The following is a 24,775-nucleotide window of genomic DNA, read 5'->3' as shown; positions in this document are numbered from 1 at the left end:
CCCCGGCCGGAGCCCGCCACGAAGGCGGACTCCAGCCTGGAAGCCTTTCGACTCAGGCCTCGGGAGGCGTGTCCAACACGGGCTTGCGTCGGTTGAACAACCGCTGCACGACGACGAAGAACAGCGGCACGAAGAAGATACCCAGCAACGTGCCGACAATCATGCCACCGAGCACGCCGGTGCCAATGGCTCGCTGCGCGCCCGAGCCCGCGCCAGACGCAATCGCCAACGGCGTCACGCCGAAGCCGAACGCCAGCGACGTCATCAGGATGGGCCGCAGACGCGAGCGCACCGCGCTCAACGTCGCCTCAATCAACTCCATGCCCTTGTCGAGGTTCTCCTTCGCGAACTCGACGATGAGGATGGCGTTCTTGCTGGAGAGTCCCACTGTCGTCAGCATCGCGACCTGGAAGTAGACGTCGCGGTCCATGCCCCGCAGCGTGCTTCCCAGCACCGTCCCGAGAATTCCCAGCGGAGCCACGAGCAGCACGGCGGTGGGAATCGTCCAGCTCTCGTACATCGCCGCCAGGCAGAGGAAGACCAGCAGCAGCGAGAGCGTGTAGAGCAACGGGGTCTGCGCGCCCGCCGCGCGCTCCTGGTACGACTGCCCCGTCCACTCCAGGCCCACACCGGGCGGAAGCTGGGAGACCAGCCGCTCCACTTCGGCCATCGCCACACCGGAGCTGACGCCCGGAGCGGCCTCGCCGTTCATCTCCATCGCCGACACGCCGTTGAAGCGCTCGAGCCGAGGCGAACCCGAACCCCAGCGCGGACTCGCGAAGGCCGAGAACGGAACCATCTCGCCCTTCACGTTGCGTACCGACCAGCGGTTGAAGTCCTCGGGGGCCATCCGGAAAGGCGCATCGGCCTGGATGAACACCCGCTTGACGCGACCCCGGTCGATGAAGTCGTCGATGTACTGCCCACCCCACGCCACGGAGAGCGTGTTGTTGATCTCCGCGGTCGCGAGGCCGAGCGCGGAGGCCTTCGCGACATCGACGTCGACGCGGAACTGGGGCGTGTCCTCCTGTCCGTTCGGACGCACGTTCGCGAGCAGGCTGCTCTGCGACGCCGCGCCGAGGAACTGGTTGCGCGCGGCGGTCAGCGCCTCGTGGCCCAGACCGACGTTGTCCTTGAGGAAGAAGGAGAAGCCCGCGGAGGTGCTCAACTCCGCCACCGCGGGAGGCGGGAAGGCGAAGGCGAGCGCATCTTGAATCTGCGCCAGCTCTCCCATGGCCCGGCCCGCCACGGCGTTGACGCCGAGATTGGGCGCCTTCCGCTCGGCCCAGTCCTTGAGGCTGATGAAGGCGACGCCAGCATTCTGCCCGCTGCCGCCGAAGCTGAAGCCCTGCACGCTGAACATCGCGTTGACGGTGTCCTTCTCGCTCTCGAGGAAGTGCCGCTCCACCCGCTCAATCACCTTCATGGTGCGCTCCTGCGTCGCACCCACGGGCGTCTGCACCATCGCGAACAGGAAGCCCTGGTCCTCTGAAGGAAGGAAGGAGCTCGGCAGGCGCAGGAACAACACCACCATCACCGCCACCATCGCGACGAAGGCGAGCATGAAGCGCTTGCTCCGCGACAGGATTCCGCGCACCGCCCGCTGGTACTGCGCATTGCTCTTGTCGAACCCGCGATTGAACGCCCCGAAGAACCCCGTCTCCTTCGCGTGGTGTCCCTTCGCAATCGGCTTGAGCAGCGTCGCGCAGAGCGCCGGCGTGAGCACGATGGCGACCAGCACCGAGAGCGCCATGGACGTCACGATGGTCACCGAGAACTGCCGGTAGATGACACCCGTGGAGCCCGCGAGGAACGCCATCGGCACGAACACCGCGGAGAGCACGACGCCAATGCCCACCAGCGCGCTGGTGATCTGATCCATCGACTTGCGGGTGGCCTCCAGGGGAGACAGGCCCTCCTCGCTCATCAGTCGCTCGACGTTCTCGACGACGACGATGGCGTCATCGACGAGCAGACCGATGGCGAGCACCATCGCGAACATCGTCAGCATGTTCGCCGAGTACCCCAACGCGGTGAGCACCCCCAGCGTCCCCAGCAGCACCACGGGCACCGCGATGGTCGGAATCAGCGTCGCGCGGAAGTTCTGGAGGAACAGGTACATCACCAGGAACACCAGGAGGATGGCCTCGAGCAGCGTCGAGACGACGCCCATGATGGCCACTCGCACGAACGGAGTCGTGTCGAACGGCACCACCGCCTTCATTCCCTTCGGCAGCAGCGGCTTGAGCTCCTCCAGCGCGGCGGTGATGCCCTGCGCCGTCTCCAGCGCGTTGGCGCCGGTGGCCAGCGACACGGCCACGCCGGTGGCGGGCTTGCCGTTGTAGCGGCTGATGACGCTGTAGTCCTCGGAGCCCAGCTCCACCCGGGCCACATCCCCGAGCCGCAGCAGGGAGCCTTCCGAATTGCCGCGCACGATGATGTTCCGGAACTGCTCCGCCGTCTGGAGGCGGTCCTGCGCCGTCACCGTCGCGTTGAGCTGCTGGCCCTGCACCGCGGGCGTTCCACCCAACTGCCCCACCACCACTTGCTGGTTCTGGGCCCGGATGGCGCCGATGACGTCGGTCGGCGTCAGCGTGTAGGTGTCCAGCTTGTTCGGGTCCAGCCAGATGCGCATCGCGTACTTCGTGCCGAACACCTGGGTGGCGCCCACTCCGGGAACGCGGGAGATGGGGTCCACCATGTTCGTGGCGACGAAGTCCTGGATGTCGTCGCCCGACATGCTGCCGTCCTCGGAGACGAAGCCAATCACCTGCAGGAAGCCCGTGCTCGCCTTGCTCACGGCGATGCCCTGCTGCTGCACGGTCTGCGGCAACAACGGCGTCGCCAACTGCAGCTTGTTCTGCACCTGCACCTGCGCGATGTCCGGGTCGGTGCCGTTGCGGAACGTCAGGATGATGTTGGCCGAGCCATTCGACTCGCTCGTCGCCGACATGTAGAGCAACCCATCGAGCCCCTTCATGCTCTGCTCGATGACCTGCGTGACGGAGTCCTCGATGGCCTTCGCGGAGGCACCGGGATAGACGGCGTTCACCGTCACCGTGGGGGGCGCGATGGCCGGGTACTGCGCGATGGAAAGCTGGGTGATGGACAGCGCGCCGGCCATCATGATGATGATCGCCAGAACCCAGGCGAAGATCGGTCGATCAATGAAGAATCGTGCCATGTGAAGGTCCGGTCACTCTTGGGACTTCGCGGGGACCAGGGGTTCGGCTTCCCCTGGCTTCGCGACAGTCGAGGGGGCTTCAGTCGCCTGGACCGGCATCCCCGGTTGGATTTTCTGGAGGCCTTCGATGATGACCCGGTCACCCTCGACCAGGCCGCTGTCGACCAACCACCGGTCGCCCACCGTCCGATTGGCCTGGACGACGCGCGGCTCGACCTTGCCGTCCTTGCCCACCACCAGGGCGGTGGCGTTTCCCTTCGGGTCCCTGGCGATGCCCTGCTGAGGCACGAGGAGCCCCTGCTGGCGCAGCCCGTTGCCCACGAGGGCGCGGACGTACATGCCGGGCAACAGGGACTGGTCGGGGTTGGGCACCGTCACGCGCAGCGCGAAGCTTCCCGTGCCCGGGTCCACCGTCACGTCGGAGAACGTCAGCGAGCCGGCGTGCTCGTAGCGGCTGCCGTCCTCGAGGAGGATGGTCACCGGCGTGCTGTCGGTGCTCTTGAGCGTCCCAGCGCTCAGCTCCTTGCGCAGCCGCAGCAGTTCGCCGCTGGACTGGCTCACGTCGACGTAGAGAGGATCCAACTGCTGCACCACCGCGAGCGCCGCCGGCTGATTGGCCGTGACGAGCGCGCCCTGGGTGACCGACGACTTGCCGATGCGCCCGGCGATGGGTGAGGTGATGCGGGCGTAGTTCAGCGTCACGCTCGCCCGCTGCAACGCGGCCTGGGCGGCCTTCACGTCCGCCTCCGCCTGGCCCAGGGCGGCAATCGCCTTCTCGTTGTCCGCCGCGGTGACGGCCTCCAGCCGGGTCAGCTCGGCCGACCTCTTGGCGGTCAAGGCAGCCGACGTCAAGGTCGCCTGGGCACGCTCGAGCGCCGCCCTGGCGCTGCCGTAGTCCGCGCGGTAGGTCGCGTCCTCAAGCTCGTAGAGCGGCTGGCCTGCCTTGACCACGCCCCCTTCCGTGAACAGCCGGCGCTGGACCAGCCCGTTGACCTGGGGCCGCACCTCGGCGACGAGGAAGGCATTGGTACGACCCGGCAGCTCCCGGGTCAGGAGTACGGACTCCGCCTTCAGGGTGACGACGGTGACCTGGGAGGGCCCATAGGACTCCTGCGGCGGGGCTGCCTTCTGACAGGCGGCCAGCAGCGCGGCGCAGGACGACATTCCAACGAGCGCCAGCCGGAGCGAGCGCGAGCGAGACCACATGAAAACCTCGGGAGCGGGGATGGGAACAGGGCGCCAGCCATCAGCGCGCCCCTTCCTCTATCGAAAGCGTGGGTTCCTGCCACCAAAACCTGACGAACATTGGAGCGAACCCCACGGGGCGAAAATCGCTGGACACTTACGAAAGTGCCCCCGGTAGTCTGACAAGGCGCTGGAAATCCCGATTGGACCGTGAGCACCGCTCCTTGAAATGCTTGGGGACAGCTCAAGGAGCCGTGATGCCGCGCACCCCCTCTTCTCGTCGGAAGCACCCTCGCCAGCAGCGGGCCCAGGCCACGTGCGATGCCATCCTCACCGCCACCGCCCGCCTCCTCATCCGTGACGGCTACGAGGCCACGACCACCAACCACATCGCGCAGGAGGCCGGCGTCAGCATCGGCTCGCTCTACCAGTACTACCCGAACAAGGAGGGGCTGGTGTTCGCCATGCTGGAGCACCACGGCACGCGGTGGCTCGCGGAGCTCGAGACGGCGCTGCGCGACTTCGCCTCGGCGCCGCTGAACATCGCGGTCCGCGCCATCATCCAGCAGATCCTCTCCAGCAAGCGGCTGCGCTCCCAGCTTGATCCGCTCCGGCATGTCCTGCTGCCGGTGCTGCGTCCGCTGGGCTACGTGGACACCTTCGAGCAACAGCTCTCCCGTCTCGTGAGAACCTTCCTCGCGGCGCGACTGGAGGACATCCGTCCGCGTGAGCTGGACATGGCCGTCTTCATCATCGTCCACACGCTGGAGGCGCTCTGCCATTCCGCGGGCATGGACCGCCCCGACTACCTCACGAACGAAGCGTTCCCGGAGGAGCTGTGCGCGCTCGTGCTCGGCTACCTCCGCCTGGAGCCCGCGGCACTCAGCCACCCGCCGCACACGTCCACCGCGCCTCGACAAAAATATGAGCAATAGGCCCGTGGAGCACGCTCCGAGGCCCCCGTTCCCCTCGGAGACGCGAATGTGAGCAGCCATGCGAGTTGAGCCGGGGTGCAATCAAATACATCCTGATTGCACCTCCAGCGTTTGTCGCCACGGCTCTCCACTCCATGAATCTGAATCCCGATGACCAGCAGCGGGCCGCCGCGTACCAGCAGCTCGCGCTCGGAGCCTTTCCCGTCCTCACCCAGCCGCAGCTCGACGCCATCCGGAACCGGGCCCGCGACTATCAATCACAGTTCCGCGCGCACCCCGCGCTTCATGACACCGTCAACGTGCTCCTGCTCCTGGGGCTGTTCGCGGCGGACCTGCTATCCCTGACGTTACTGCCCTCCCTCCTGCCGTGGCCCCTGTCGACCCCTGGCGGCACGGTGCTGGCGGGGATGGTGTCGGGCGCGGTGCATGGCTTTCTGGTGTGCGGCATCGTCACCTTCAGCGTCCACGAGGGCGCCGCGCACAACCTCCTCATCCTCGGCAGGGGCCGCGTGGCGCGGGGGCTGCGGGTGCTCGCGAACAATGCCTGTCGGCTCTTCCTCGCGGACCCGCTCCATTACGCGGAGGCCCATGCGAGTCATCACCGGAGCCTGGGGACGCCCGACGACGGCTCCTTCACCCACTTCGTCCGCTTCCGTCGGCTCCTGGGCAGCCTGCTCCCGCTGGCGCCCATGCTCAGCCACTCGGACTACTTCCCGTGGCGGCCCCAGGAACACACTCGCAGCCGCCAGCTCTCCGTCGCGCTGACCAACGCGTACCTCGCGCTCTGCGCGGTGCTGGCCACCTGGCTGCATGGCTTTCTCTTCACCGGGGTGGCGCTGTTCCTCGTCGGCAGCTGGCTCAGCTTCGTCCTGGACCGGCTCCGCGAGAGCACCGAGCACCTCTTCATGCCCCTGGACCGGGTGAATGGAACGCGAGAGCTGGGCCTGGGGTTCTGGGGGCTGCTCCTCGGAGGCGGGCCCTGGGGACAGCCGTGTCATCTGGCGCATCACCTGGCGCCCGCGCTGCCCTGGTACCAGCAGCTTCGCCTGCACTTCTTCCTGCGCCGCCTGTTGACCCCGGAGCAGCGGCGTCACTTCTTCCTGAGGCCTGTCGTCGGCCTCCCCGCGCTGCTCTGGCGTCTGGCCACCGCGACACCTCCCGCGCCGGCCCGGGACTGAAAGGTTCACTCCATGACACTTCCTTCTCAACGCGCTGACGCGCCCGCGAGGGGTGCGTCCTTCGACGCCATCTTCATCGGCTCGGGAATCGGCTCACTGGGCGCGGCGGCGGTGCTCGCGCGGCACGGCCTGAAGGTGCTCGTGCTGGAGCGCCACTCCGTCGCCGGAGGAATGACCCACACCTTCCAACGCAAGGGCTACGAGTGGGATGTCGGCGTGCACTGCCTGGGCAAGCTGCATGACCCCGACGCCCCGCTGCGACGCGTGTTCGACTTCGTCACCGACGGAGCGCTCGGCTGGGCGCGGATGGACCGCGTCTATGACCGGCTCGTCTTCGACGACCAGCGCTACGACTTCGTCACCGGCGCGGAGGCGTTCGAGGCCGAGCTGGGCCGCGCCTTCCCCGCCGAACGCAAGGCCATCGCCACGTACCTGAAGCTGCTGCGCGGCGTGGAGCGAGCATCCCAGCGCTACTTCATCCAGCACGTCCTCCCCCGCTGGCTGACGCCGCTCACCTATCCCGCGCTCGGCTGGCCCTTCCGCCGCCACTCGAACCGGACGACGCGGGACGTGTTGCGCTCGCTCACGTCGGACTCGCGCCTGCTGGGTGTCCTCACCGGCCAATGGGGCAACTACGCCCTTCCTCCCGGAGACAGCAGCTTCGCCATGCACGCCCTCATGGCCGAGTACTACCTGGAGGGCGGCTGCTATCCCGTGGGTGGCGCCGGAAGCATCCTGGGCCACATCGCCCCGGTCATCACCCGCGCCGGGGGACAGGTTCGCGTCCGTGCCGAGGTGAAGGAGATCCTCGTGCGAGACGGTCGTGCCCTGGGCGTGCGCCTCGCCAGCGGCGAAGAGCTCCTGGCCCGGCACGTCGTCAGCGGCGCGGGCGCGGCGCAGACGCTGGGGGTGTTGCTCCCGGAGGCCTGGCGACCTCCCGAGGCCGTGCGAGCCCTCCAACGGATTCCCCAGTCCATCGGACACCTCGGTCTGTACCTGGGCCTCCGAGGCACACCCGAGGAGGTGGGCCTGCCCTCCACCAATGTGTGGGTCCACGCCGGCTATGACCACGACGCGAACCTGCGCGCGTTCAGGGCTGACGCCTCGGCGCCGCTTCCCGTCGTCTACCTGAGCTCCTCCTCCGCGAGGGACCCCTCGTGGGCTCAGCGCCACCCGGGGCGCTCCACGCTCACCGCCCTGTGTCCCGTGCCCTACTCCTGGTTCGAGAAATGGGAGGGCACGCGCTGGCACCGGCGCGGGCCCGAGTACGAGGCCCTCAAGGCCCAGCTCTCCGAGCGACTGCTCTCCGTCGTCCTCGCCCAGTTCCCTCGGCTGCGCGGGAGGGTGGAGCACCAGGAGTTGTCCACGCCGCTCAGCACCGCGCACTTCTCCAATCGCGTGCAGGGCTCCATCTACGGACTGGAGCACAGCCCGGAGCGCTTCCGGCAACCCTGGCTCCGCTCGCGACTTCCCATCCGCGACCTGCTCCTCGTGGGACAGGACGCCGTCTCCGTGGGCGTGGGCGCATCGCTCATGTCCGGCGTCCTCGCCGCCTCCGTCATCCTGCGACGCAACGTCCTGGGCGACATCGTCCGCCAGTCTTCTTCGCTCCGCGCGGCCTGACGGTCGCGACGCCTCCTCCCTCCACCTCTTCTGACGGCACCCGTGAACCGGGTGACCGCCGCGCCGGCGCATGTCCGGACGCCCCTGCCTCGCCCGAAAGGACTCACCATGAAGCCCTCGCTCCGATTGCTCCAGACCCTCCTGCGCGGACAGACCCGAGGACGGCTGGGCCCCCTGGAGGAAAGCGTCACACAGTGGCGCGTCCTGCCCACGGACCTGGACCTCTTTGGCCACATGAACAACAGCCGCTATCTGGCGATGATGGACCTGGGCCGCGTGGACCTGCTCGTGCGCGCGGGCCTCCTGTCGGACCTGCTTCAACACCGCTGGGTCGTCCCCGTCGGAGAGACGTCGCTCCAGTTCCGGGGCTCGCTGCGCCTGTTCGAGAAGTACGAACTCGGCACGCGACTGGTGGCGTGGGACGAGCAATGGCTCTACTTCCAGCAGGAGTTCCGACGCCCATCGGAGCCCGACCGCCCGGTGGCCACCGCCCAGGTGCGCGCCGTCGTCCGCGACGCGAAGGGCACCGTCCCTCCCTCTCGAATCATCCAGGGTGTGCTGGGACATGAAGCCCGCAGCCCGGAGCCCACCGAGGAGCTGCGCCGCCGCTTCGGTTTGAACCCGCCTCGCGCAAGTGCCGCCGTTGTACCCGGAGCCTCGCGCGAGCCCCTGGCCATCGTCGGCATCGGCTGCCGGCTTCCCGGAGGCATCGAGGACACGGACAGCTTCTGGAAGGTGCTGATGGAGGGGCGCGAGTGCATCGTCGACATCCCCGAGGAGCGATGGGACCCGAAGAAGTTCCACGATGCCTCGGGCCGGGCCCCCGGGCGCAGCTATGTCCAGCGCGCGGGCCTGCTCCAGCAGGACCTTCGCGAGTTCGAGCCCGGCTTCTTCGGCATCACCCCGCGCGAAGCCAACGCCCTGGACCCACAGCAGCGTTTGATGCTGGAGGTCTCCTGGGAGGCGCTCGAGGACGCGGGGGTGCCCCCGAGCGCGCTGGCGGGCAGCCGCACCGGCGTCTTCGTCGGCGGCTTCATGATGGACAACCTCATCCTGCACGCGAGCCCGGACAACCGGGAGCGGCTCGACAGCCACTCGGCGACGGCGAGCACGCTGACGATGCTCTCCAATCGGCTGTCGTACTTCTATGACTTGCGAGGCCCCAGCGTCTCCATGGACACGGCCTGCTCGTCCTCGCTCGTCGCGCTGCACCTGGCCTGTCAGAGCCTGTGGGCGAAGGAGAGCGAAGCGGCGCTCGTGGGCGGCGTCAACGTTCTCCTCCTTCCGGAGACCCAGGTCACCATGTCCAAGGGGAAGTTCCTGTCCCCGCGTGGACGCTGCCACGCCTTCAGTGACCAGGCGGACGGCTACGTGCGTGCCGAGGGCGCCGCGGTGCTGGTCATCAAGCCCCTGTCCGCCGCGCTGCGCGATGGCAATCCCATCCATTCACTCATCCTTGGCACGGCCGTGAATCAGGACGGACGGACTCCGGGCATCACCGTGCCCAACGCGGAAGCCCAGGTGGCGGTGATGCGCGAGGCGTACGCGAAGGCCGGCGTCGACCCGCTGCGCGTCTCGTATGTCGAAGCACATGGCACGGGCACGCCCGTGGGAGACCCCATCGAGGCGAACGCCATCGGCACGGTGACAGGCGTGGGCCGCACGGATGGAGAGCGCTGCCGGATGGGCTCGGTCAAGACGAACCTGGGCCACCTGGAAGCGGCGGCGGGAGTGGCGGGCGTCATCAAGGCGGCCCTCGTCCTCAAACACGGCACCGTCCCACCCCACCTGCATCTGGAGAAGGTGAACCCTCGGATTCCGCTCGATGCACTCGGGCTGCACATCCCCACGCGTCCGGAGTCCTTGCCTCGCGGGACGGAGCCACGTGTCGCGGGCGTGAACTCCTTTGGCTACGGAGGCACCAACGCCCACGTCGTCCTGGCCGAGCCGCCCCCGCGCGTGGCCACCCTGACACCCCGGCGCGCCGAGGGACGCCCTCACCTGCTGCCACTGGGCGCGAAGTCGCCCGAAGCCCTTGCCGAGCTCGCGGGCCGCTACGCCGGCTGGCTGGAGGCGGGACGCGGCACACCGGAACAACTCTGCCGCGACGCAGCCGTGCACCGCTCGCACCCGCGCCATCGCCTGGCCGTCCGAGGCACGAGCCGGGAAGCCCTGGTGGCCACACTGCGTGCCTTCGCGAACGGCCAGCGCGATGTGCCCGGATTGGACTTCGTCGCGGAGCCGCCCGAGGGACGCAAGCTCCTCTTCGTGTACACAGGGATGGGCCCGCAGTGGTGGGCGATGGGGCGACAGCTCCTGACCACCGAGCGCGTCTTCCGTGACGCCGTGGAGGAATGCGACGCCCTCTTTCGCGAAATCTCCGGCAGGTCCATCGCGGAGGAGCTGACGCGGGACGCGGCATCTTCGCGCATCACCCGCACGGAGGTGGCCCAGCCCGCCAACGCCGTGCTGCAGGTGGCGCTCACGCGACTGTGGGCCTCATGGGGAATCATTCCCGACGCCGTGGTGGGACACAGCATCGGAGAGGTCGGCGCGGCCTGGGCATCCGGGGCGTTGGACTTGAGGGATGCGCTGCTCACCGCGTTTCACCGCAGCAGGCTCCAGCAGCGGATGGCGGGACAAGGGGCGATGCTGGCCGTTGGACTCGGTCCGGATGAAGCGCTCGACCAGGTCCAGCGCCATGGCCCTGGCATCGCCGTCGCGGCCATCAACAGCGCGCGCTCTGTCACTCTCGCGGGGGAGCGAGCACCGCTGGAGCGCGTGGCCGCGGAGCTGGCTTCCACCCAGCGATTCCACCGCTTCCTCCAGGTGGAGGTGCCGTATCACAGCCCCCTCATGGACCCGCTTCAGGGCGAGCTGCTCACCGCTCTGACTCCGCTGCGCCCCCGCGCGCCGCGCATTCCCATCTACTCGACGGTGTCGGGGCGACTCATGGTGGAGACCGAGCGCCATGACGCGACGTACTGGTGGAACAATGTCCGAGGCTCCGTGCGCTTCGCGGAGGCGCTCCAGCAGGCCGTGGTGGACGGGCATGGAACGTTCGTCGAGGTGGGACCGCACCCCGTGCTGGCCTCGTCCATCCGGGATGTGCTGAGCGCGTCGAAGGCCCGCGGAGAGGTCCTCGCGTCGCTCGTGCGAGAGACTCCCGAGCAGGAGACGATGGCCACCGCGCTGGGGAGGCTCCATGTGCTGGGCGCGGGTGTCTCGTGGCAGGGCTACTTCGAAGCGGGAGCGTTCGCGGGAGCCCCGCGCACGCCCTGGCAGCGCAAGGTCTACTGGGAGGAGAGCCTCCGCTCCTCGCGTCGGCGACGCGCCTTCGTGGGACATCCGATGCTGGTGGACTCCGAGCCCGGCCCTTCACCCACGTGGACGTCGGAGCTGAGCCTCGCGGCGCTGCCCTATCTCGCGGACCACCAGGTGGCCGGGAGCCTGCTCTTTCCGGGCGCGGGGCATGTGGAGCTGGCGCTGGCGGCACGGCACGCGCTCACGGGAGATGCGCGCTGCTGCATCGAGGAACTGGAGCTCGCGTCGGCGGTGCTGCTCCGGGAAGCCGCGAGCCCGCGAGTGCGCCTGAGCTTCTCCTCGGAGACCTCCCGCTTCCTCGTCCAGCGACAGGACGAGGAACAGCAGCCCGTGGTCTGCGCGCGAGGCAAGCTCGTCTCCTCGGGGCGGGGAAGCCGGACCGTGGACGTGGCGACGCTCCAGGCCAGGCTGTCGGACCTTACGACACCCGAAGCGCTGTACGCGTCCCTGGAGCGCCGAGGGCTGCGCTACGGCCCCGCCTTCCGCGCCGTGGTGGCTTTGCACCGCGCACCGGGGGAGGTGCTCGCGCGACTTGCCCTCCCCGACTCCGTGGACGAGCGCGGCTACCACCTGCACCCTGTGTTGCTCGATGCGGCGTTCCACAGCCTCATCGCGGGAGCGACGGAGGATGCGCACCACGACATCGTTCCCACGGGCATCGAGCGCATCCAGTTGCTCGCACTCCCGGGTCGGAAGCTGCTCGCCCACGGGCGACTCCTGTCCGTGAGCGGAGGAACCCTGCGCGGTGACATCTCGCTGATGCACGAGGACGGCACCGTCGTGGCCGAGGTCACTGGCTTCACCTGCCGCCTGTTGCCTCGGGCCGCTTCGGACGAAGAGACGCCCCTGGAGCGCTCGGTGTACCTGCGGCGGTGGGAGCGAATCGAGCCCTCGGAGCCGGAGGTGCGTGAAGAGGTGACGTGGGTGGTGCTCGGTGGCTCCCTGCCCGAGTCAGGGGCGCGTGGCTGGCACCATGCCTCTGACACCTCGGCACTGGAGGCCGTTCTAGGTGCGCGGATGGAGCAAGAGCGGGTGCGGCTCGTGGACTTGCGCTGGCTGGACTCAGCGCCCGAGAGCGAGGCTCCAGTGACGCGAGGAACGGATGCTGCGGATGCCCTCCTGCGCGTGCTCCAATCGCTGCGCCCAGGGCGGGTCGAGCGTTACTACCTGGTCACGACGCGCGCCGAGTCCGTGCTCGACGACGCGGAGGCAGCCTCACGGGTTTCCGAAATCCACTCCGTCGCGCCGACACAGCCAGACGTCCCTTCGCTGGAGCACGCGCCACTGCTCGGTCTTGCCCGTACCGCCATGACGGAGCGGCCGGAGTTCGGCTCGGCGGCAGGCATGGCGCTCGGCGCAACACCTCGCCCCTTTGCGCCGACACCGTCGGACCTCCCCTCGCTGGAACACGCACCACTGCTCGGGCTGGCCCGTACCGCTATGACGGAGCGGCCGGACCTTCGCCTCACCTGGGTGGACCTGGACGCGACTCCGTCGAGCGTGGAGGCCTTGCTGGTCCGCCTGAGCGGGCTGGGCACGGAGCAGGAGGTCGCCGAGCGCGGTGGGCTGTTCCACGCCTCGCGCCTCGTGCGCGGCTCTCTCATGACGTCCCCCGCCCTCTCGCGAACCCAACCGCTGGAGCCGGTCCCCGAGGGCATGGGCCATGAGCTGGTGCTGGGAGAGGAAGGCCGACTCGACACGCTCGGCTTCGTCGCGAGAGCGCGCCGCGCTCCCGATGCCGGTGAAGTCGAAATCGAGGTGGAGACCACCGCCCTGGGCTTCAAGGACATCATGAAGGCCCTGGGCCTGCTCTCGGCGCGCGTGAAGCAGAACACCTATATCGGCGACGCCATCGGCATGGAGGGCGCAGGACGCATCAGCGCCGTGGGTGCGGGAGTGACGGACTTCGCTGTCGGAGACCGCGTCTACGGCGTCGCCCCGCGCTTCGTCGCGTCACACGTGGTGCTGCCCGCGGGCCACGTGGTGAAGCTCCCCGAGCACCTGTCGTTCGAACAGGGCGCCAACCTCATCGTCTTCCTGACCGTGTATCACTCCCTGGTGCGCGTGGCCCGGCTGCGCCGGGGCGAGCGAATCCTCATCCATGGCGCCACCGGTGGCGTGGGCCTGGCGGCCATCGAGGTGGCCCGGTGGTGTGGCGCGGACATCATCGCGACGGCCGGCAGCGAAGAGAAGCGTCAGTACGTGCGAGACCAAGGCCTCACGCACATCAGCAACTCCCGAGACGTAAGCTTCGCGGAGGACGTGCGCGCCTGGACGGGCGGGCGCGGAGTCGACGTGGTGCTGAACTTCATGCCCGGCGAAGTCATGACGCGAAGCCTCGACTGTCTGGCGCCGTTCGGCCGGTTCATCGAGCTGGGCAAGGCCAGCTTCGAGCAGGATGAGTTGCTCCGTCTGCGCCCGTTCAACGAGAACCTGATGTACGCGGCCGTGGACTTCGACCGACTCCTGGAGAGCCGACCCGAAGAAGTGCGCGAGCTGTACCAGGAGGTGATGCAACGCTTCGAGGAGGGGAGCTTCCGTCCCCTGCCCTCGCGCTCCTTTCCGGCGAGTCAGGTGGAAGAAGCCTTCCGCGCCATGGCGCGCGGCAAGCACATCGGCAAGGTGTGCATCTCCCTGAAGGACCCGGCGCTGCGTGTGCGTCAGCCCGCGCGGCGCGAGCGACTCGCACCGGACGCCACCTACCTCGTCACCGGTGGCCTCGGAGGGTTTGGCCTGGAGGTGGCGCGCTGGCTCGTGGAGCAAGGAGCGCGGCACCTGGTGCTGGTGAGCCGCAGGGGGGCCCAGTCCGAAGAAGCACGCGAGGCCCTTGCCGCATGGAGTGCTCAGGGAGTAGTGGTCCATGCGCTCGCGGCGGACGTGGCCCGGTATGCGGACCTGGAGCAGATCTTCGCGCGGCTCCACGCCGAGCTGCCGCCACTACGAGGTGTCTTCCATTGCGCGGTCGCACTGGACGACAAGCCCCTGGAGCGATTGGACCGGGCCTCGCTGGAACGGGTGATGGCCGCCAAGGCACAGGGAGCCTGGAACCTGCACCTCATGACCCGAGCGTTGCCACTCGACCACCTGATTCTCTTCTCCTCCATCTCTTCGCTCATCGGCAACGCGGGACAGGGGAGCTACGTCGCGGCCAACAGCTTCCTGGACCAACTCGCGGTGTACCGCCGCAAGCAAGGACTGGCGGCGACGGCGATTCAGTGGGGTGCGCTGGGTGAAGCCGGGCTCGTCGCGCGCAATGCCCACGTGGCCCAGCACCTGGAACACCTGGGCTTGCGAGGCCTGTCCACCCATGCCGCGCTCCAGGCGCTCGGACGCGTCCTGGACGCCCCTCCCGTGCAACTGGCCATCGCGGACGTGGACTGGAATCGGCTGGGCGCGGCGCTCGTTCCCTGGAGCGGCTCACGCCGGCTCGTTGGACTGCTGGAGACGCCGGAGCCGTCTGCAGGCGCGGAGCGGAGTGGAGGGCTCATCGAGCGCGCCCTGGGAGGGCTCGATGACGAGGCCCGCCGCGAGTTCATCACCCGGACGCTGTCGCGGATCGTCGCGAGGGTCATGCGCACGCAGGATGGGGCGCTGAACACGGCCCAGCCACTGCGTGAGCTGGGAATGGACTCCATCATGGCCCTGGAAATCGTCACGGCCATCGAAGGCGAGCTGGGCGTGAAGGTCTCCACGATGGAAGTGGTGAGCGGCCCCTCCCTGCGCGAGCTGTCCACCCTGATGCTGGGACAGGTCCAGCGCGCGCAGTCGGCCGCGTGAGCTTCACGGACTCAGGGCACCGAAGCGCGCTGCTGCGCGAGGAGCCAATCCCAGAACGCGTAGTTGTTGTACTGCTGCGTCCAGCAGTCGTGGGCTGAGCCCGGCAGCACGGTGAGGCGACCGATGGCCGTTCCGGTCGCCACCACCCCGGCCTGTGACGTCCACGTGGGGCTGGATGCGCCGGGGAACAGGTACGTCTGCGTCGTGGTCGACTGAGCCACCGCCACCAGTTGGAACTGTCCGTAGTTCTTCGTCACGCCCTGCATCCAGGAGCGCTCGGCGGACAGCGACGAGCCGTCCGCATACGAATGCACCGCCCACACGGGCACGTTCAACAACCTGGTAATGGTGGGGCCCGGAGCTCCGATGTTGGTGGCCATCGGCGCCAGCGCCGCCAGCCGGTGGCCGTACTCATACGCATACTTCCAGCTTCCGTAGCCACCGTAGCTGAGGCCCGTGAGGTAGATGCGCGTCGGGTCCACGCGGTAGTTGGCCACCAGGAAGTCGACGAAGGCGTTCAGGTCCGCTGGCACCCAGTTCGTCGGAGCGCGAGGCGAGAAGACCATCACCTGCTTCTGACCGAAGTACGCCTTGCCCTCGCTCGTGGTCCGAATCTTCTTCAGCGCCCCATGCCGGGAGACGACCTCCAGCAGGTTTGCCTCCGTGGTGGAGGTGCCGAACTCCGTCAGGCCATTCAAGTGGATGATGACCGGATACGAAGTGTTGGGGGAGGTCAGGTAGCCGGGCGGCAGGTACTCCGCATAGCCATAAATCGCCCCTGTGCTCGCGGGCAGGCGCGCCACGACCTGGTCCTCGGTCGTGATGACGACCCTCGCGGACTGCGCACCCCACTGTTCAGACCCTTCATCCTCGACGCCGCCTCCGCAGGCGACGGTCCACATCGCGATGGACAGCGCAATCACTCCAAGCCGCATGGTGTTCTCCCTCGATGAGCGCCTGAAACCTCCTTGAGTCTGCACAACCCGAACCCATGGCGAAAGTCGACCGCTCGAAACCAGGGAGACCACTACAACTCAGGTGCAAATGTTTCCAGGAGCCAGTAGCTTCGGATCACACCCACACACAACCCTCCAGCAATCCCTTCATGCGCTGTCGGTCGAGCGACAGTCCCTGGAAGCTTCCTGTCTTGGATTGACGCCTTTCGGGCGCATCATTCCCGCCGCCTCACACCCCAGGAGTGACTGATGATGCGAAAGCTGATTGCTGGAGGGGCGATGATGATGGCCCTCACCACGGGCCTGTTCGCCACCACGTCCATGCAGTCTCCACCGCCTTCCGTAGGCGGCGCGTTTGCCGAGGACCCCGCCACGCTGACGTCAGGGGAGCAGGCGAGATTGATTGGCAGATGTTCGGTCGACGGTTCGTTCTGCATCAACACGGCGGATTGTCAGCGCCGTGGCATGGGCACCTGCGGCTGACATCTCGGGATGATCGCGGGAAGGGACTCGCACAAAAGTGCGAGTCCCTCGTTCCTCGAACGTCCTGGGCTCGCGCCCCTCCGGAGCGGTCAAGACTACGGCCACTGCATTGCAACAACACCACAATTGCCGTCCACACCGCCCCAGTTCCTTGCAAGAGACCCGTTGGGCGACTCGAGTCCGTGCAGCGCTTGACCGGACAGTGTCTGTCACGCCAGTTCGCAATCGGGGACGCAGTACCTGACATCGATGAGGGTGCGCGTCTGCGTCAGATTCGACTGGCAACCCGCGTACAGCGTGGCGGGCTGCCCGTTCTTCCGAGTGGTGCCGCACTTCGAGACGCAGGCCTGGACGTTCTCCAGCCAGTACACGAGGTCATTGTTCGGACAGTTGGGTGGAATGCCAATGCCCTGCTCCACACTCACAGGCGCCGTGCTGTCCGGTGCATCGGCGGCGGCCTCCACACCGCCACAGGCCGCGAGGGACAGGAAAGAAAACGTGGTCACCGCGATGGCAAGGCGAGACATGCGCATGTGCGACTCCTTCGGATGAGAGGAGTTGCCATGATGGACGCCACCCTCACTTCGGCCCAGGCACCCCCGCCCAGGACTGTCGCGCCGAGCACGCCACCGCCCAAGTGATGCGTTCGGGTTGGAAAGCTGCGCGATAATGCGCTTCCCGCGCACCACCGGGACTTGTAGGGTGCCATCCGCCATGCGGCGGCTTGGATACCCAGCGGGTAGACGGTCCGTGGTGACACGGTCCGCTGCCTCTCCGGGGTACCCCCGGGGAATGATTTCGAGGAGCACAGCCCCACGCGAGGCCGGGACTGCGGCGAGCCGCAGTGCGGGCCACGCCAGACGGGACAGGTGGGTCCCAACCGCCGCATGGCGCACGAGTGAGGCATGAGCAAACGGATCGCCGTGGCGAATGCGCTCGCATCCGCCTTCCTCTCCGGGCCCTGGACGACCGCGGGACTCGTCGAACGCGGAGCCGAAGTCATCGGTGGCCGGACGCCGTGGCTCCTCTCGGTCGTGCGGAGCACTCGACGGTTCTTCCCTCGGCCACCGCACGCCCGGTTCGAACTGCTCGCGGAGATTCTCGCCACGCGGCCCGCCCTTCAGCGGGCCTGCGGCAACCCCCACGCTCCCGTGAAGATTCTCCACTGGGTCGCCACCGAGCCGGAAATGGGCCGCCAACCGTGGCCCGTTCCGTCACTCCCAACCCAGGCGGAGCTCACAGACTGGCTCGGGATGACCGACGCGCAATTGGGGTGGCTGGCGGATGCTCGCGGACTCGAACGCATGACCCCGCCAGGGCAGTGGCGGCGCTACCGCTACACCTGGATTCCGAAGCGCAGCGGCGGTGAGCGCCTCCTGGAACAACCCGGGCTGGACCTCTCGCGGCTCCAACGCAAGGTGCTGCACGGCATCCTGGATGTCATTCCGCCCCATGAGGCCGCATACGGGTTCGTCGCGGGCCGAGGCGTCCGCGGCTTCGCAGAGCCCCACGTGGGGCAGGCCGTCGTGGTGCGCGTGGACCTGGAGGACTTCTTCCTCTCCGTGAAGCCAGCGCGCGTCTGGGGGGTGTTCCGCGCCGCGGGCTATCCCGACGATGTGGCCACGACCCTCGCGGGGCTCTGCACGACCCGAACGCCCAGCGGAGTGCTGGAGCAGGCCCGTCGGTCGACGGATGGAGAAGCGCTCACCGCTCGCTGGCGACTGGCACGAAGGCTCGAGTCTCGGCACCTCGCCCAGGGCGCACCTACGTCACCTGCCCTCGCCAATCTCGCCGCGTACCGGCTGGATGTTCGCCTGTCGGCGCTCGCCGCGGCGCTCGGGGCCCGCTACACGCGCTACGCGGACGACCTGGCGTTCTCGGGAGGCGAGGCCCTGGCTCGGAGCACCGGCCGACTGCTGCGATGCGTGGCGCGAATCGTCCGGGAGGAGGGCTTCACGGTGCGCACCGAGAAGACTCGCGTGATGCGCCGGGGTCGCCAGCAACGACTGGCGGGCGTGGTGGTCAATGAGCACCCTTCCGTGCCTCGGGCGGACTACGACCGACTGAAGGCCATCCTGCACCTGTGCCGCACTCGAGGGCCCGCGAGCCAGAACACCGAGAGCCATCCCGAGTTCCGCGCGCACCTGCTCGGCCGGGTGGCCTGGGTCTCTCAGCTCAACCCCACTCGGGGAGCCAGGCTTCGCGCGATCTTCGAGCAGATTGCGTGGGAGTGAGGCCCCCGGTTCTTGAATCACCCCAGGGATGCAACTCCACACCACGTGGCGGGATGAAGCGCGGGCCTGCCTCGGCGGTCCGTGGCTGTTCCTGGCGTCTCCGCATGCTTTGGGCCGAGAATCGCGGGCGTCGGCGCTCTTGAGGCGTCGCCGTGCACCCGGCGGTCCGCCATGGCCAACGCAGCCTCCCAGCTCACCGTCCTCCAGCCACGTGCCCCCCTGGCGCGACTGCGCGACGCCGCGAACCTGCTGGCCTCGCTCGCGCCCGGCACGCTCTTCGCCGTGGCGCTGGCGCTCGTGTCGAGCCAGCCGCGCTTCTGCTGGCTCACCGAGCCCCTGCGCTACCCCTGGGAGCTCTGGGTGGTGGCCCTCGCAGGCACGACAGCGACGGTGGCGGGGGTCGCGGACTGGCGATACCACCGCGTGGCCCAGCTGCGGGTCGGCCCCAACGAGCACCGCGCGGAGTTCCTCGCCCTGGCGGGTGGCGGCTTCCCGCTCTTCCTGCTGATGTGCGCCGCCTCGGTGGCACGCCGCCCGCTCGCGTTCCTGCTGCCCGTGCTCGTCGTCCTCATCGGGACGGTGGTCCTCATCTGCTACGACGAGTTCGTCTTCCACCGTCGGCGGTGCGATGCCTGGGAGACCCTGCTGCATCGGACCCTGCTCGGCGGCCATGCGACCGCGTTCCTCGCCTGGGCGCACTTCTGCTTCGTCCGCGAGGGCCTTCATGGCTGACCGCCCGCGCTCCCCATGGCGACGCGGCACCGAGCTGCTGACACGCGCCGCCCACCTCTACGACGCGCCGGGCTCGACGCTCGCCCACGAGGCCCGAGGAGCGTGGCGCGGGGGCTTCGCCAGCAGCGTGATGTGGATGGCGCAGGCACTCGCCCAGGTTCGAGGACGGCCCGTCCTCAGCGCCTTGCCACACGCGGGACGCTGGGGCGCGCTCAAGTACGGCGGGGCACTCCTCGCGGCCCTCGGTTGCTGGGGGCTCGCCGTCGTCCTCGGACTGCCGCACGCGCTCGGCTTCGTGCTCGCGGTGCTCGCGTTCTACGCCGCCGAGGTCCAGGGACTCTTCCTCTTCCCCCTTCTGATGGATGGCTCCGAGCACCCCTGGCGCAGCGGACGCGCATTGCTTCGCCGAGCAGGCGGTACTCCGGGCGCCGTGGGTACGGTGCTCATGCTGGCGGGAGTGATGCTCCTCGGGGGGCTGGTCGGTCGCGGCTGGGTCCGCTGCTGGTGCCTGGGCTGTCTCGCGGTGGTCCACTGGTACGAGGACCTGCGCGCGTGAAGCTCACGGAGCTCTGGAGTCGCGGCCTCGCCATCGCGATGGACGCCGTGCGCGTCAACACCGTGGCCCTGGAGGTCCGACCGGAGGTCTCCCTCTGGCACAAGCACCGCCGACCCGGCATGGGCGCGGTGATAGCCGCGGGCAATGTCTTCCTGCGCCTGTCTCGCAGCCACATCCGGATGTTTCCCTCGGCGAAACGCTGGCGGGACTGGGAGCTGGATTCCTTCGCGCTCCTCCACCCGGACCGCGCCGCCGAGGCACGCGGGGGCCGCGCCGTCGCACTGGAAGCCCTTCCTGGTGAGCGCCTTGACCGACTGCTCGCGCAAGGCCGACTCACCCAAACCATGGTCGAGGCTGCGGCGCGCGAGCTGCACCGGGCCCATGGACTTACGCCGCCCCACGCCTCACGCCCGTGGTCCCATGGCGATGCCCACCTGAAGAACCTCCTCTATGACGAGGCTGGACAGCGCGCGTGGCTCATCGACTTCGAGACCGAACACGACGCGCACCTCGCCACCGCCGAGCGCCACGCGGATGACCTGTTCGTCTTCCTGCTCGACCTGGGCGGACGCGCGACTCGGGAGCAGGCCCTCCCGTTGGCGGTGGCCTTCCTGCGTGCCTATCCCGAGCCTCACGTCCACAAGGCCCTGCGAGTCCGCCTGCGGCCACCTCACGGACTGGAGCGAGCCCTCTGGAAGAGCCGCTCACACCACCTCCCGGAAGCACGGCTCCTGGAATGGCTGGAGCACCTTCGCCAAGAGGTGACGCGGATGGAGTCGGCCTCGGGCGCGGAGGACGCACCGGAATCCCGCCCCCTCGCGACCTGACCTCGGCAGTCCGCTCTACTCGCGCGGCGAGACCCGCGGGGCCACGTCCTGCCGCCGCCACAGGGGCTTCACCGGCACCCGCTCCAGGATTCCGGAGCCGAAGACCCGGTCCAGCTCCAGATAGTCCATGTGCACGTAGCCGATGTGACACCCGCACGTCGTCTTCGCGCACGGCCGAGGCCTCAGCGCCTGGTCGAAGTCCGGAGCGTAGATGTTCCCAATCGGCTCATCGATGAAGTGACACCGGCGCGCCGTGCCCTCCCCATCCACGGAGATGACCGACTCCCCTCCCCTGCACGCGCGGCCCAGGCTGGGATGCCGCACGTTGTTCACGGGAAACAACGGGTCCACGGCCGTGAAGCGCGCCACGTCCTCGGGTGAGTACGGCTCCTCCTGCCCGTCCTTCACCGCGTTGATCCACAGGTACGTGTCGTCGGACAGCTCACGGCGCAGCGCCTCCGCCTCCTCGGCGAAGCGCAGGAACCCCACCATGCCCGCGCTGTGCCGGACACCCAGCGCAGTCAGCGCCTCGCACTGCGCCACGAAGCGACGGCGCTTCATCCACTCGGGATGGTACGTCGCCCAGATGCCGAGCTTCTCCGCGCGGCAGTCCTTCACCCAGTCCAGCTTGCACGACAGGTTCGTCTGCGCCGCCACGCGCTCCACATGCGGCAGATGCGTCAGCCGCGCCAGCGCCTGCTGATACCAGGGCCAGATGAGCGCCTCGCCCCACGGCGTGAAGAACACGGACACCGTGTCCCCCGTGCGCGCCTCCACCCACGCCAGGAACCGCTCCAGGTCCGCGCGGTCCTTCGCGAGCTCCTCGTCGGTGTGCTTCCACTTGCCGAAAGGACAGTACTCGCAGCCGTAGTTACAGCTCGACAGCGGCCCTCGGTAGAGCACGGTGAGCTTCATCGCCAGGAGTACTCCTGTGACAGCTCACGAACCCCCGTCGAGTGCAGCCAGGGGCCAATCAAATCCGAGAGCTCCACCCCCGAGGGCGTGAGCCGCAGCGCCTGTCCGTCCCGCCGCGCCAGCCCGTGCGCCTCCAGCTCCAGCAGCTCCGGGAAGTCCTCCAGCACGTCGGTGCAGAACTGCTCGTGGTACGTCGCGAAGTCCACGCCCTCCGCCAGCAGCGACAACAGCATGTACCGCCGCCGCCGCTCCTCTCCGTCCAGGCGGAAGCCGTACCCCACTTCGCCAAAGGACTCCGCCGTGCGCGCACTGTACGACGCGATGATGGAGCGCACCTCGCGCGAGCCGACTGCGTACTCCGACGAGTAATGCACCTGTCCCGTGTACGAGCGAGCCCCGCACCCCAGCCCCACCATGCCGTCCTCCTGGCAGCGGTACACCGGGCCCCCCGCGTTCGGCGCATGGCTCGCGCGGAACATGCGCATGGACACCTGGGTGAAGCCCTGCGCCAGCAGGAACTCCCGGCCCGCGCGATACAGCGCGATTCGCAGGTCATCCCACGCACGCGCCTTCTTCCCCAGGAACGTCAGCGGACGCACGTAGAGCGGATAGAGGTAGATCTCCTCGGGCGTGAAGCGCAGCGCCTGCCGGATGGAGTACAGGAACGTCTCCACCGTCTGGCCCTCCATGCCGTAGATGAGGTCCAGGTTCAGCGTCGGAAACCCCGTGGAGCGGATGAGGTCCAACGCCGCCTCCACCTGCGCCGTCTGCTGGGGCCGCTTCACCGCGGCCACCTCCGCCTCGATGAAGCTCTGCACGCCGATGCTCACCCGGTCCGTGCCCCGCGAACGCAGCGCCCGCAGCTTCTCCGCGTCCACCGTCTCCGGCGACACCTCCACCGAAACGGGGATGTGATGCGGGTCCGCGCCCAGCACCTTCTCCGCCAGGTCGAAGACGCGATGCAGCCCCGCGACGTCCAGCAGCGTGGGCGTCCCTCCGCCCACCGCGAGTCGCGCGAAGCTCGCCGTGCCCAGCGCCGCCTTCACCCGGTGCGCCTCGCGCTCCAGCGCCCCGAGGTAGCCGTCCACCACGTCCTGCTTCGGCCCCGCCGCCGTGAAGAGATTGCAGAAGCCACAGCGCATCTCGCAGAAGGGGACGTGGAAGTAGAGGAACAGGGCATCGCGCCGCTCCTCGGCCCACACCGACTCCAGCGAGAGCGCTGGCGTGAAGGGCCGGTAGGCCGTCTTGTGCGGGTAGCCATAGAGGTACGCCACGTAAGGCGTCTCTCCCAGCATCTGCTCCAGGCGCGTCATGGTGAGGACTCTCACGACAGGGTGAACTCGGCGTAGGGCACCGTCCAGACGACGGGGTGACCCACGCGATGACCGTTATAGCCGTCCTCGCCGTAGGCCGTGCCGTGGTCCGAACAGACAATGCAGAAAGCCGGCCCCCGGCGCCGCAATGCGGCGAACAGGGGTGGAAGCTGACTGTCCACGTATTCCAGGGCTGCCGCGTGGGACGCGACGGAATCCTCGGAGGCCCCGGCCAGGTAGTGGCGGTTGGGCTGGTGCAGCGCGGAGACGTTGAGGAAGAGGAACACGCGCTGCTCTCGAGGAAGAGCCTCCAGGCGCTCGACGGCCAGGGACACCTGGTGCTCGGTGGAGCGAGGCTCGCGCACCCCCAACTCGGGGCCCCAGTGGCTCTCCGCGAAGAGGCCCGGCAGCACGTTGCCCAGGGGGTTGAGCTTGTTGAAGAAGCCCACGCCGCCGATGCACACGGTGTGGTAGCCGCGCGCCGACAGGCCCGTGACGAGGTCCGGCGCGTCGAGCACACAGGTGCCCTGCCCCGTCGTCTCACTGCCCTCGAAGCGCATGGAGAACAGCCGCGAGTGCCTGCCTGGACGCGCGGGGGTGGGCAGGAAGCCGGCGAAGAATGCGTGGTGCGCGGCGTACGTGAAGCTCGCGGGCGAGTGGCGCTCCTCCCACTGTCCTCCCGGCATCAGCGCGGCGAGGTGGGGAATGCGTCCCTCGGTGGCCAGCCGTGTCGCCACGTCGTGGCGCAGGGTGTCCAGGGTGATGAAGAGCAGGTCGTGCGAGCCGACCACCGTGTTCATGTCCATTGCGAGAGCACTTCCACGAGAGCCTCGTGTCGCGAGGTGATGCGCTCCACCGTGAAGGTCGGTGGCGCCAGCGCGGCGGGCCACTCCCGTCCATGGGAGACCCAGCACGTGGCGAACCCCATCCGCGTGGCGCCGACGATGTCCCGCACCGGGTCATCCCCGATATGGAGGACCTCCGACGGCTCGCGATTCACGTGCGCCAGCGCCGCCTTGAAGATGGCCGGGTCTGGCTTCTCCACGCCCACCTCGCTCGAATAGAAGCCCTCTGGAACGGAGTGGTAGAGGTCCGCGTGAAGCAGCTTCCTGCGCTGAGTGCCGGAGAAGCCATTGGAGACCACGACGACGGGCTGGCGCTTCGACAGCTCCCTGAGCCAGACCGCCAGCTTCGGGTCTCCCACCACGAAGTCCGCGAGGTTCAACTGGAAGTCCGCCCAGAGCGCCTTCGCGTCGAGCCCCGTCTCGAACGTCTTCGTCACGTCGGCGCAGAAGGCCTCCCTGTCGCGGCCTCCCCGCTCGTCGAAGGTCCGGAGCGTGGCGAGGTCCTCGGCGCGACGGTGCTCGGGAAACACCTCGGGGAACCGGGCCATGAAGCGCTCGAAGTAGCGCCCGAACGCGGCCTCGCGGTCGACCAGGGTGTCATCGACGTCGAAGAAGAGGGCCTTCGGCCGCACGGGCCCATACTTCCCGAAGGCCTTCGGCTTGTTCATCCACTTCTTGTCCTCGTAGTGGCGCTTGCGTCCCATGTCG

Annotated in this window: 17 protein-coding genes; 9 read left to right on the top strand and 8 right to left on the bottom strand. The window is 68.5% G+C overall.

Annotated features, from left to right (window positions below; genetic code table 11):
• Window positions 1–52: 52 nt before the first annotated feature.
• Together HUA74_RS15570 and HUA74_RS15565 are read right to left on the bottom strand one after the other, a co-directional pair.
• A complete protein-coding gene (locus HUA74_RS15570) occupies window positions 53–3,184 on the bottom strand; it encodes an efflux RND transporter permease subunit (protein WP_174455144.1) in 3,132 nt (1,043 codons plus the stop codon).
• 12 nt (window positions 3,185–3,196) lie between these two features.
• On the bottom strand, window positions 3,197–4,390 hold the full coding sequence (locus HUA74_RS15565; protein WP_174455143.1) for an efflux RND transporter periplasmic adaptor subunit: 1,194 nt from the start codon (window positions 4,388–4,390) through the stop codon (window positions 3,197–3,199).
• Between the two features lie 236 nt (window positions 4,391–4,626).
• On the opposite strand from HUA74_RS15565, the gene HUA74_RS15560 reads away from it, so the two are divergent.
• From HUA74_RS15560 to HUA74_RS15545, 4 genes are all read left to right on the top strand, one after another.
• Window positions 4,627–5,304, top strand: coding sequence for a TetR/AcrR family transcriptional regulator (locus HUA74_RS15560; RefSeq protein WP_174455142.1), 678 nt, complete (start codon window positions 4,627–4,629; stop codon window positions 5,302–5,304).
• 134 nt (window positions 5,305–5,438) lie between these two features.
• A complete protein-coding gene (locus tag HUA74_RS15555) occupies window positions 5,439–6,482 on the top strand; it encodes a fatty acid desaturase (RefSeq protein WP_174455141.1) in 1,044 nt (347 codons plus the stop codon).
• Between the two features lie 12 nt (window positions 6,483–6,494).
• Window positions 6,495–8,105: an NAD(P)/FAD-dependent oxidoreductase gene (locus HUA74_RS15550; RefSeq protein WP_174455140.1), complete on the top strand. Its 1,611-nt coding sequence runs from the start codon at window positions 6,495–6,497 to the stop codon at window positions 8,103–8,105.
• A gap of 108 nt (window positions 8,106–8,213) precedes the next feature.
• Window positions 8,214–15,206 (top strand): type I polyketide synthase, encoded by a 6,993-nt coding sequence (locus HUA74_RS15545; RefSeq protein WP_174455139.1) that lies wholly within the window; start codon window positions 8,214–8,216, stop codon window positions 15,204–15,206.
• Window positions 15,207–15,217: 11 nt separating this feature from the next.
• On the opposite strand, the gene HUA74_RS15540 is transcribed toward HUA74_RS15545, so the two are convergent.
• Window positions 15,218–16,141, bottom strand: a complete 924-nt coding sequence (locus HUA74_RS15540; protein ID WP_174455138.1) for an alpha/beta hydrolase-fold protein — start codon at window positions 16,139–16,141, stop codon at window positions 15,218–15,220.
• A 270-nt stretch (window positions 16,142–16,411) separates the two neighbouring features.
• Here HUA74_RS15540 and HUA74_RS15535 point away from each other — a divergent pair, with 270 nt between their 5' ends.
• A complete protein-coding gene (locus HUA74_RS15535) occupies window positions 16,412–16,645 on the top strand; it encodes a hypothetical protein (protein WP_174455137.1) in 234 nt (77 codons plus the stop codon).
• Between the two features lie 209 nt (window positions 16,646–16,854).
• Here HUA74_RS15535 and HUA74_RS15530 read toward each other — a convergent pair whose 3' ends face one another.
• Window positions 16,855–17,178, bottom strand: coding sequence for a hypothetical protein (locus HUA74_RS15530; protein WP_174455136.1), 324 nt, complete (start codon window positions 17,176–17,178; stop codon window positions 16,855–16,857).
• Window positions 17,179–17,550: 372 nt separating this feature from the next.
• Between HUA74_RS15530 and HUA74_RS15525 the strand changes: the two genes are divergently transcribed.
• The 4 genes from HUA74_RS15525 to HUA74_RS15510 all read left to right on the top strand — a co-directional run bounded on the left by HUA74_RS15525 (window position 17,551) and on the right by HUA74_RS15510 (window position 20,994).
• On the top strand, window positions 17,551–18,879 hold the full coding sequence (locus HUA74_RS15525; RefSeq protein WP_174455135.1) for a reverse transcriptase family protein: 1,329 nt from the start codon (window positions 17,551–17,553) through the stop codon (window positions 18,877–18,879).
• A gap of 171 nt (window positions 18,880–19,050) precedes the next feature.
• On the top strand, window positions 19,051–19,611 hold the full coding sequence (locus HUA74_RS15520) for a hypothetical protein (protein WP_254623703.1): 561 nt from the start codon (window positions 19,051–19,053) through the stop codon (window positions 19,609–19,611).
• Window positions 19,604–20,167, top strand: coding sequence for a hypothetical protein (locus tag HUA74_RS45595; protein ID WP_254625064.1), 564 nt, complete (start codon window positions 19,604–19,606; stop codon window positions 20,165–20,167). The genes HUA74_RS15520 and HUA74_RS45595 overlap by 8 nt, the downstream gene beginning before the upstream one ends.
• Entirely contained in the window at window positions 20,164–20,994 is an 831-nt protein-coding gene (locus tag HUA74_RS15510; RefSeq protein ID WP_371817242.1) for a hypothetical protein, read from the top strand. Before HUA74_RS45595 ends, HUA74_RS15510 begins: the two co-directional genes overlap by 4 nt.
• A 15-nt stretch (window positions 20,995–21,009) precedes the next feature.
• On the opposite strand, the gene HUA74_RS15505 is transcribed toward HUA74_RS15510, so the two are convergent.
• The 4 genes from HUA74_RS15505 to HUA74_RS15490 are packed head-to-tail and all read right to left on the bottom strand — an operon-like array spanning window position 21,010 to window position 24,771.
• Window positions 21,010–21,909: an STM4011 family radical SAM protein gene (locus tag HUA74_RS15505; RefSeq protein ID WP_174455134.1), complete on the bottom strand. Its 900-nt coding sequence runs from the start codon at window positions 21,907–21,909 to the stop codon at window positions 21,010–21,012.
• Entirely contained in the window at window positions 21,906–23,222 is a 1,317-nt protein-coding gene (locus tag HUA74_RS15500) for an STM4012 family radical SAM protein (protein WP_174455133.1), read from the bottom strand. The genes HUA74_RS15505 and HUA74_RS15500 overlap by 4 nt, the downstream gene beginning before the upstream one ends.
• An 11-nt stretch (window positions 23,223–23,233) precedes the next feature.
• Window positions 23,234–24,028: an STM4013/SEN3800 family hydrolase gene (locus tag HUA74_RS15495; protein WP_141645182.1), complete on the bottom strand. Its 795-nt coding sequence runs from the start codon at window positions 24,026–24,028 to the stop codon at window positions 23,234–23,236.
• Window positions 24,019–24,771: an HAD family hydrolase gene (locus HUA74_RS15490; RefSeq protein ID WP_217443455.1), complete on the bottom strand. Its 753-nt coding sequence runs from the start codon at window positions 24,769–24,771 to the stop codon at window positions 24,019–24,021. The genes HUA74_RS15495 and HUA74_RS15490 overlap by 10 nt, the downstream gene beginning before the upstream one ends.
• Window positions 24,772–24,775 lie beyond the last annotated feature (4 nt).

The organism is Myxococcus sp. CA051A (genome assembly GCF_013336705.1).
GTDB classification, from domain to species: domain Bacteria; phylum Myxococcota; class Myxococcia; order Myxococcales; family Myxococcaceae; genus Myxococcus; species Myxococcus llanfairpwllgwyngyllgogerychwyrndrobwllllantysiliogogogochensis.
Note: the sequence above shows the minus strand (reverse complement) of the source record. Positions and strands in the feature narration are given on the sequence as shown.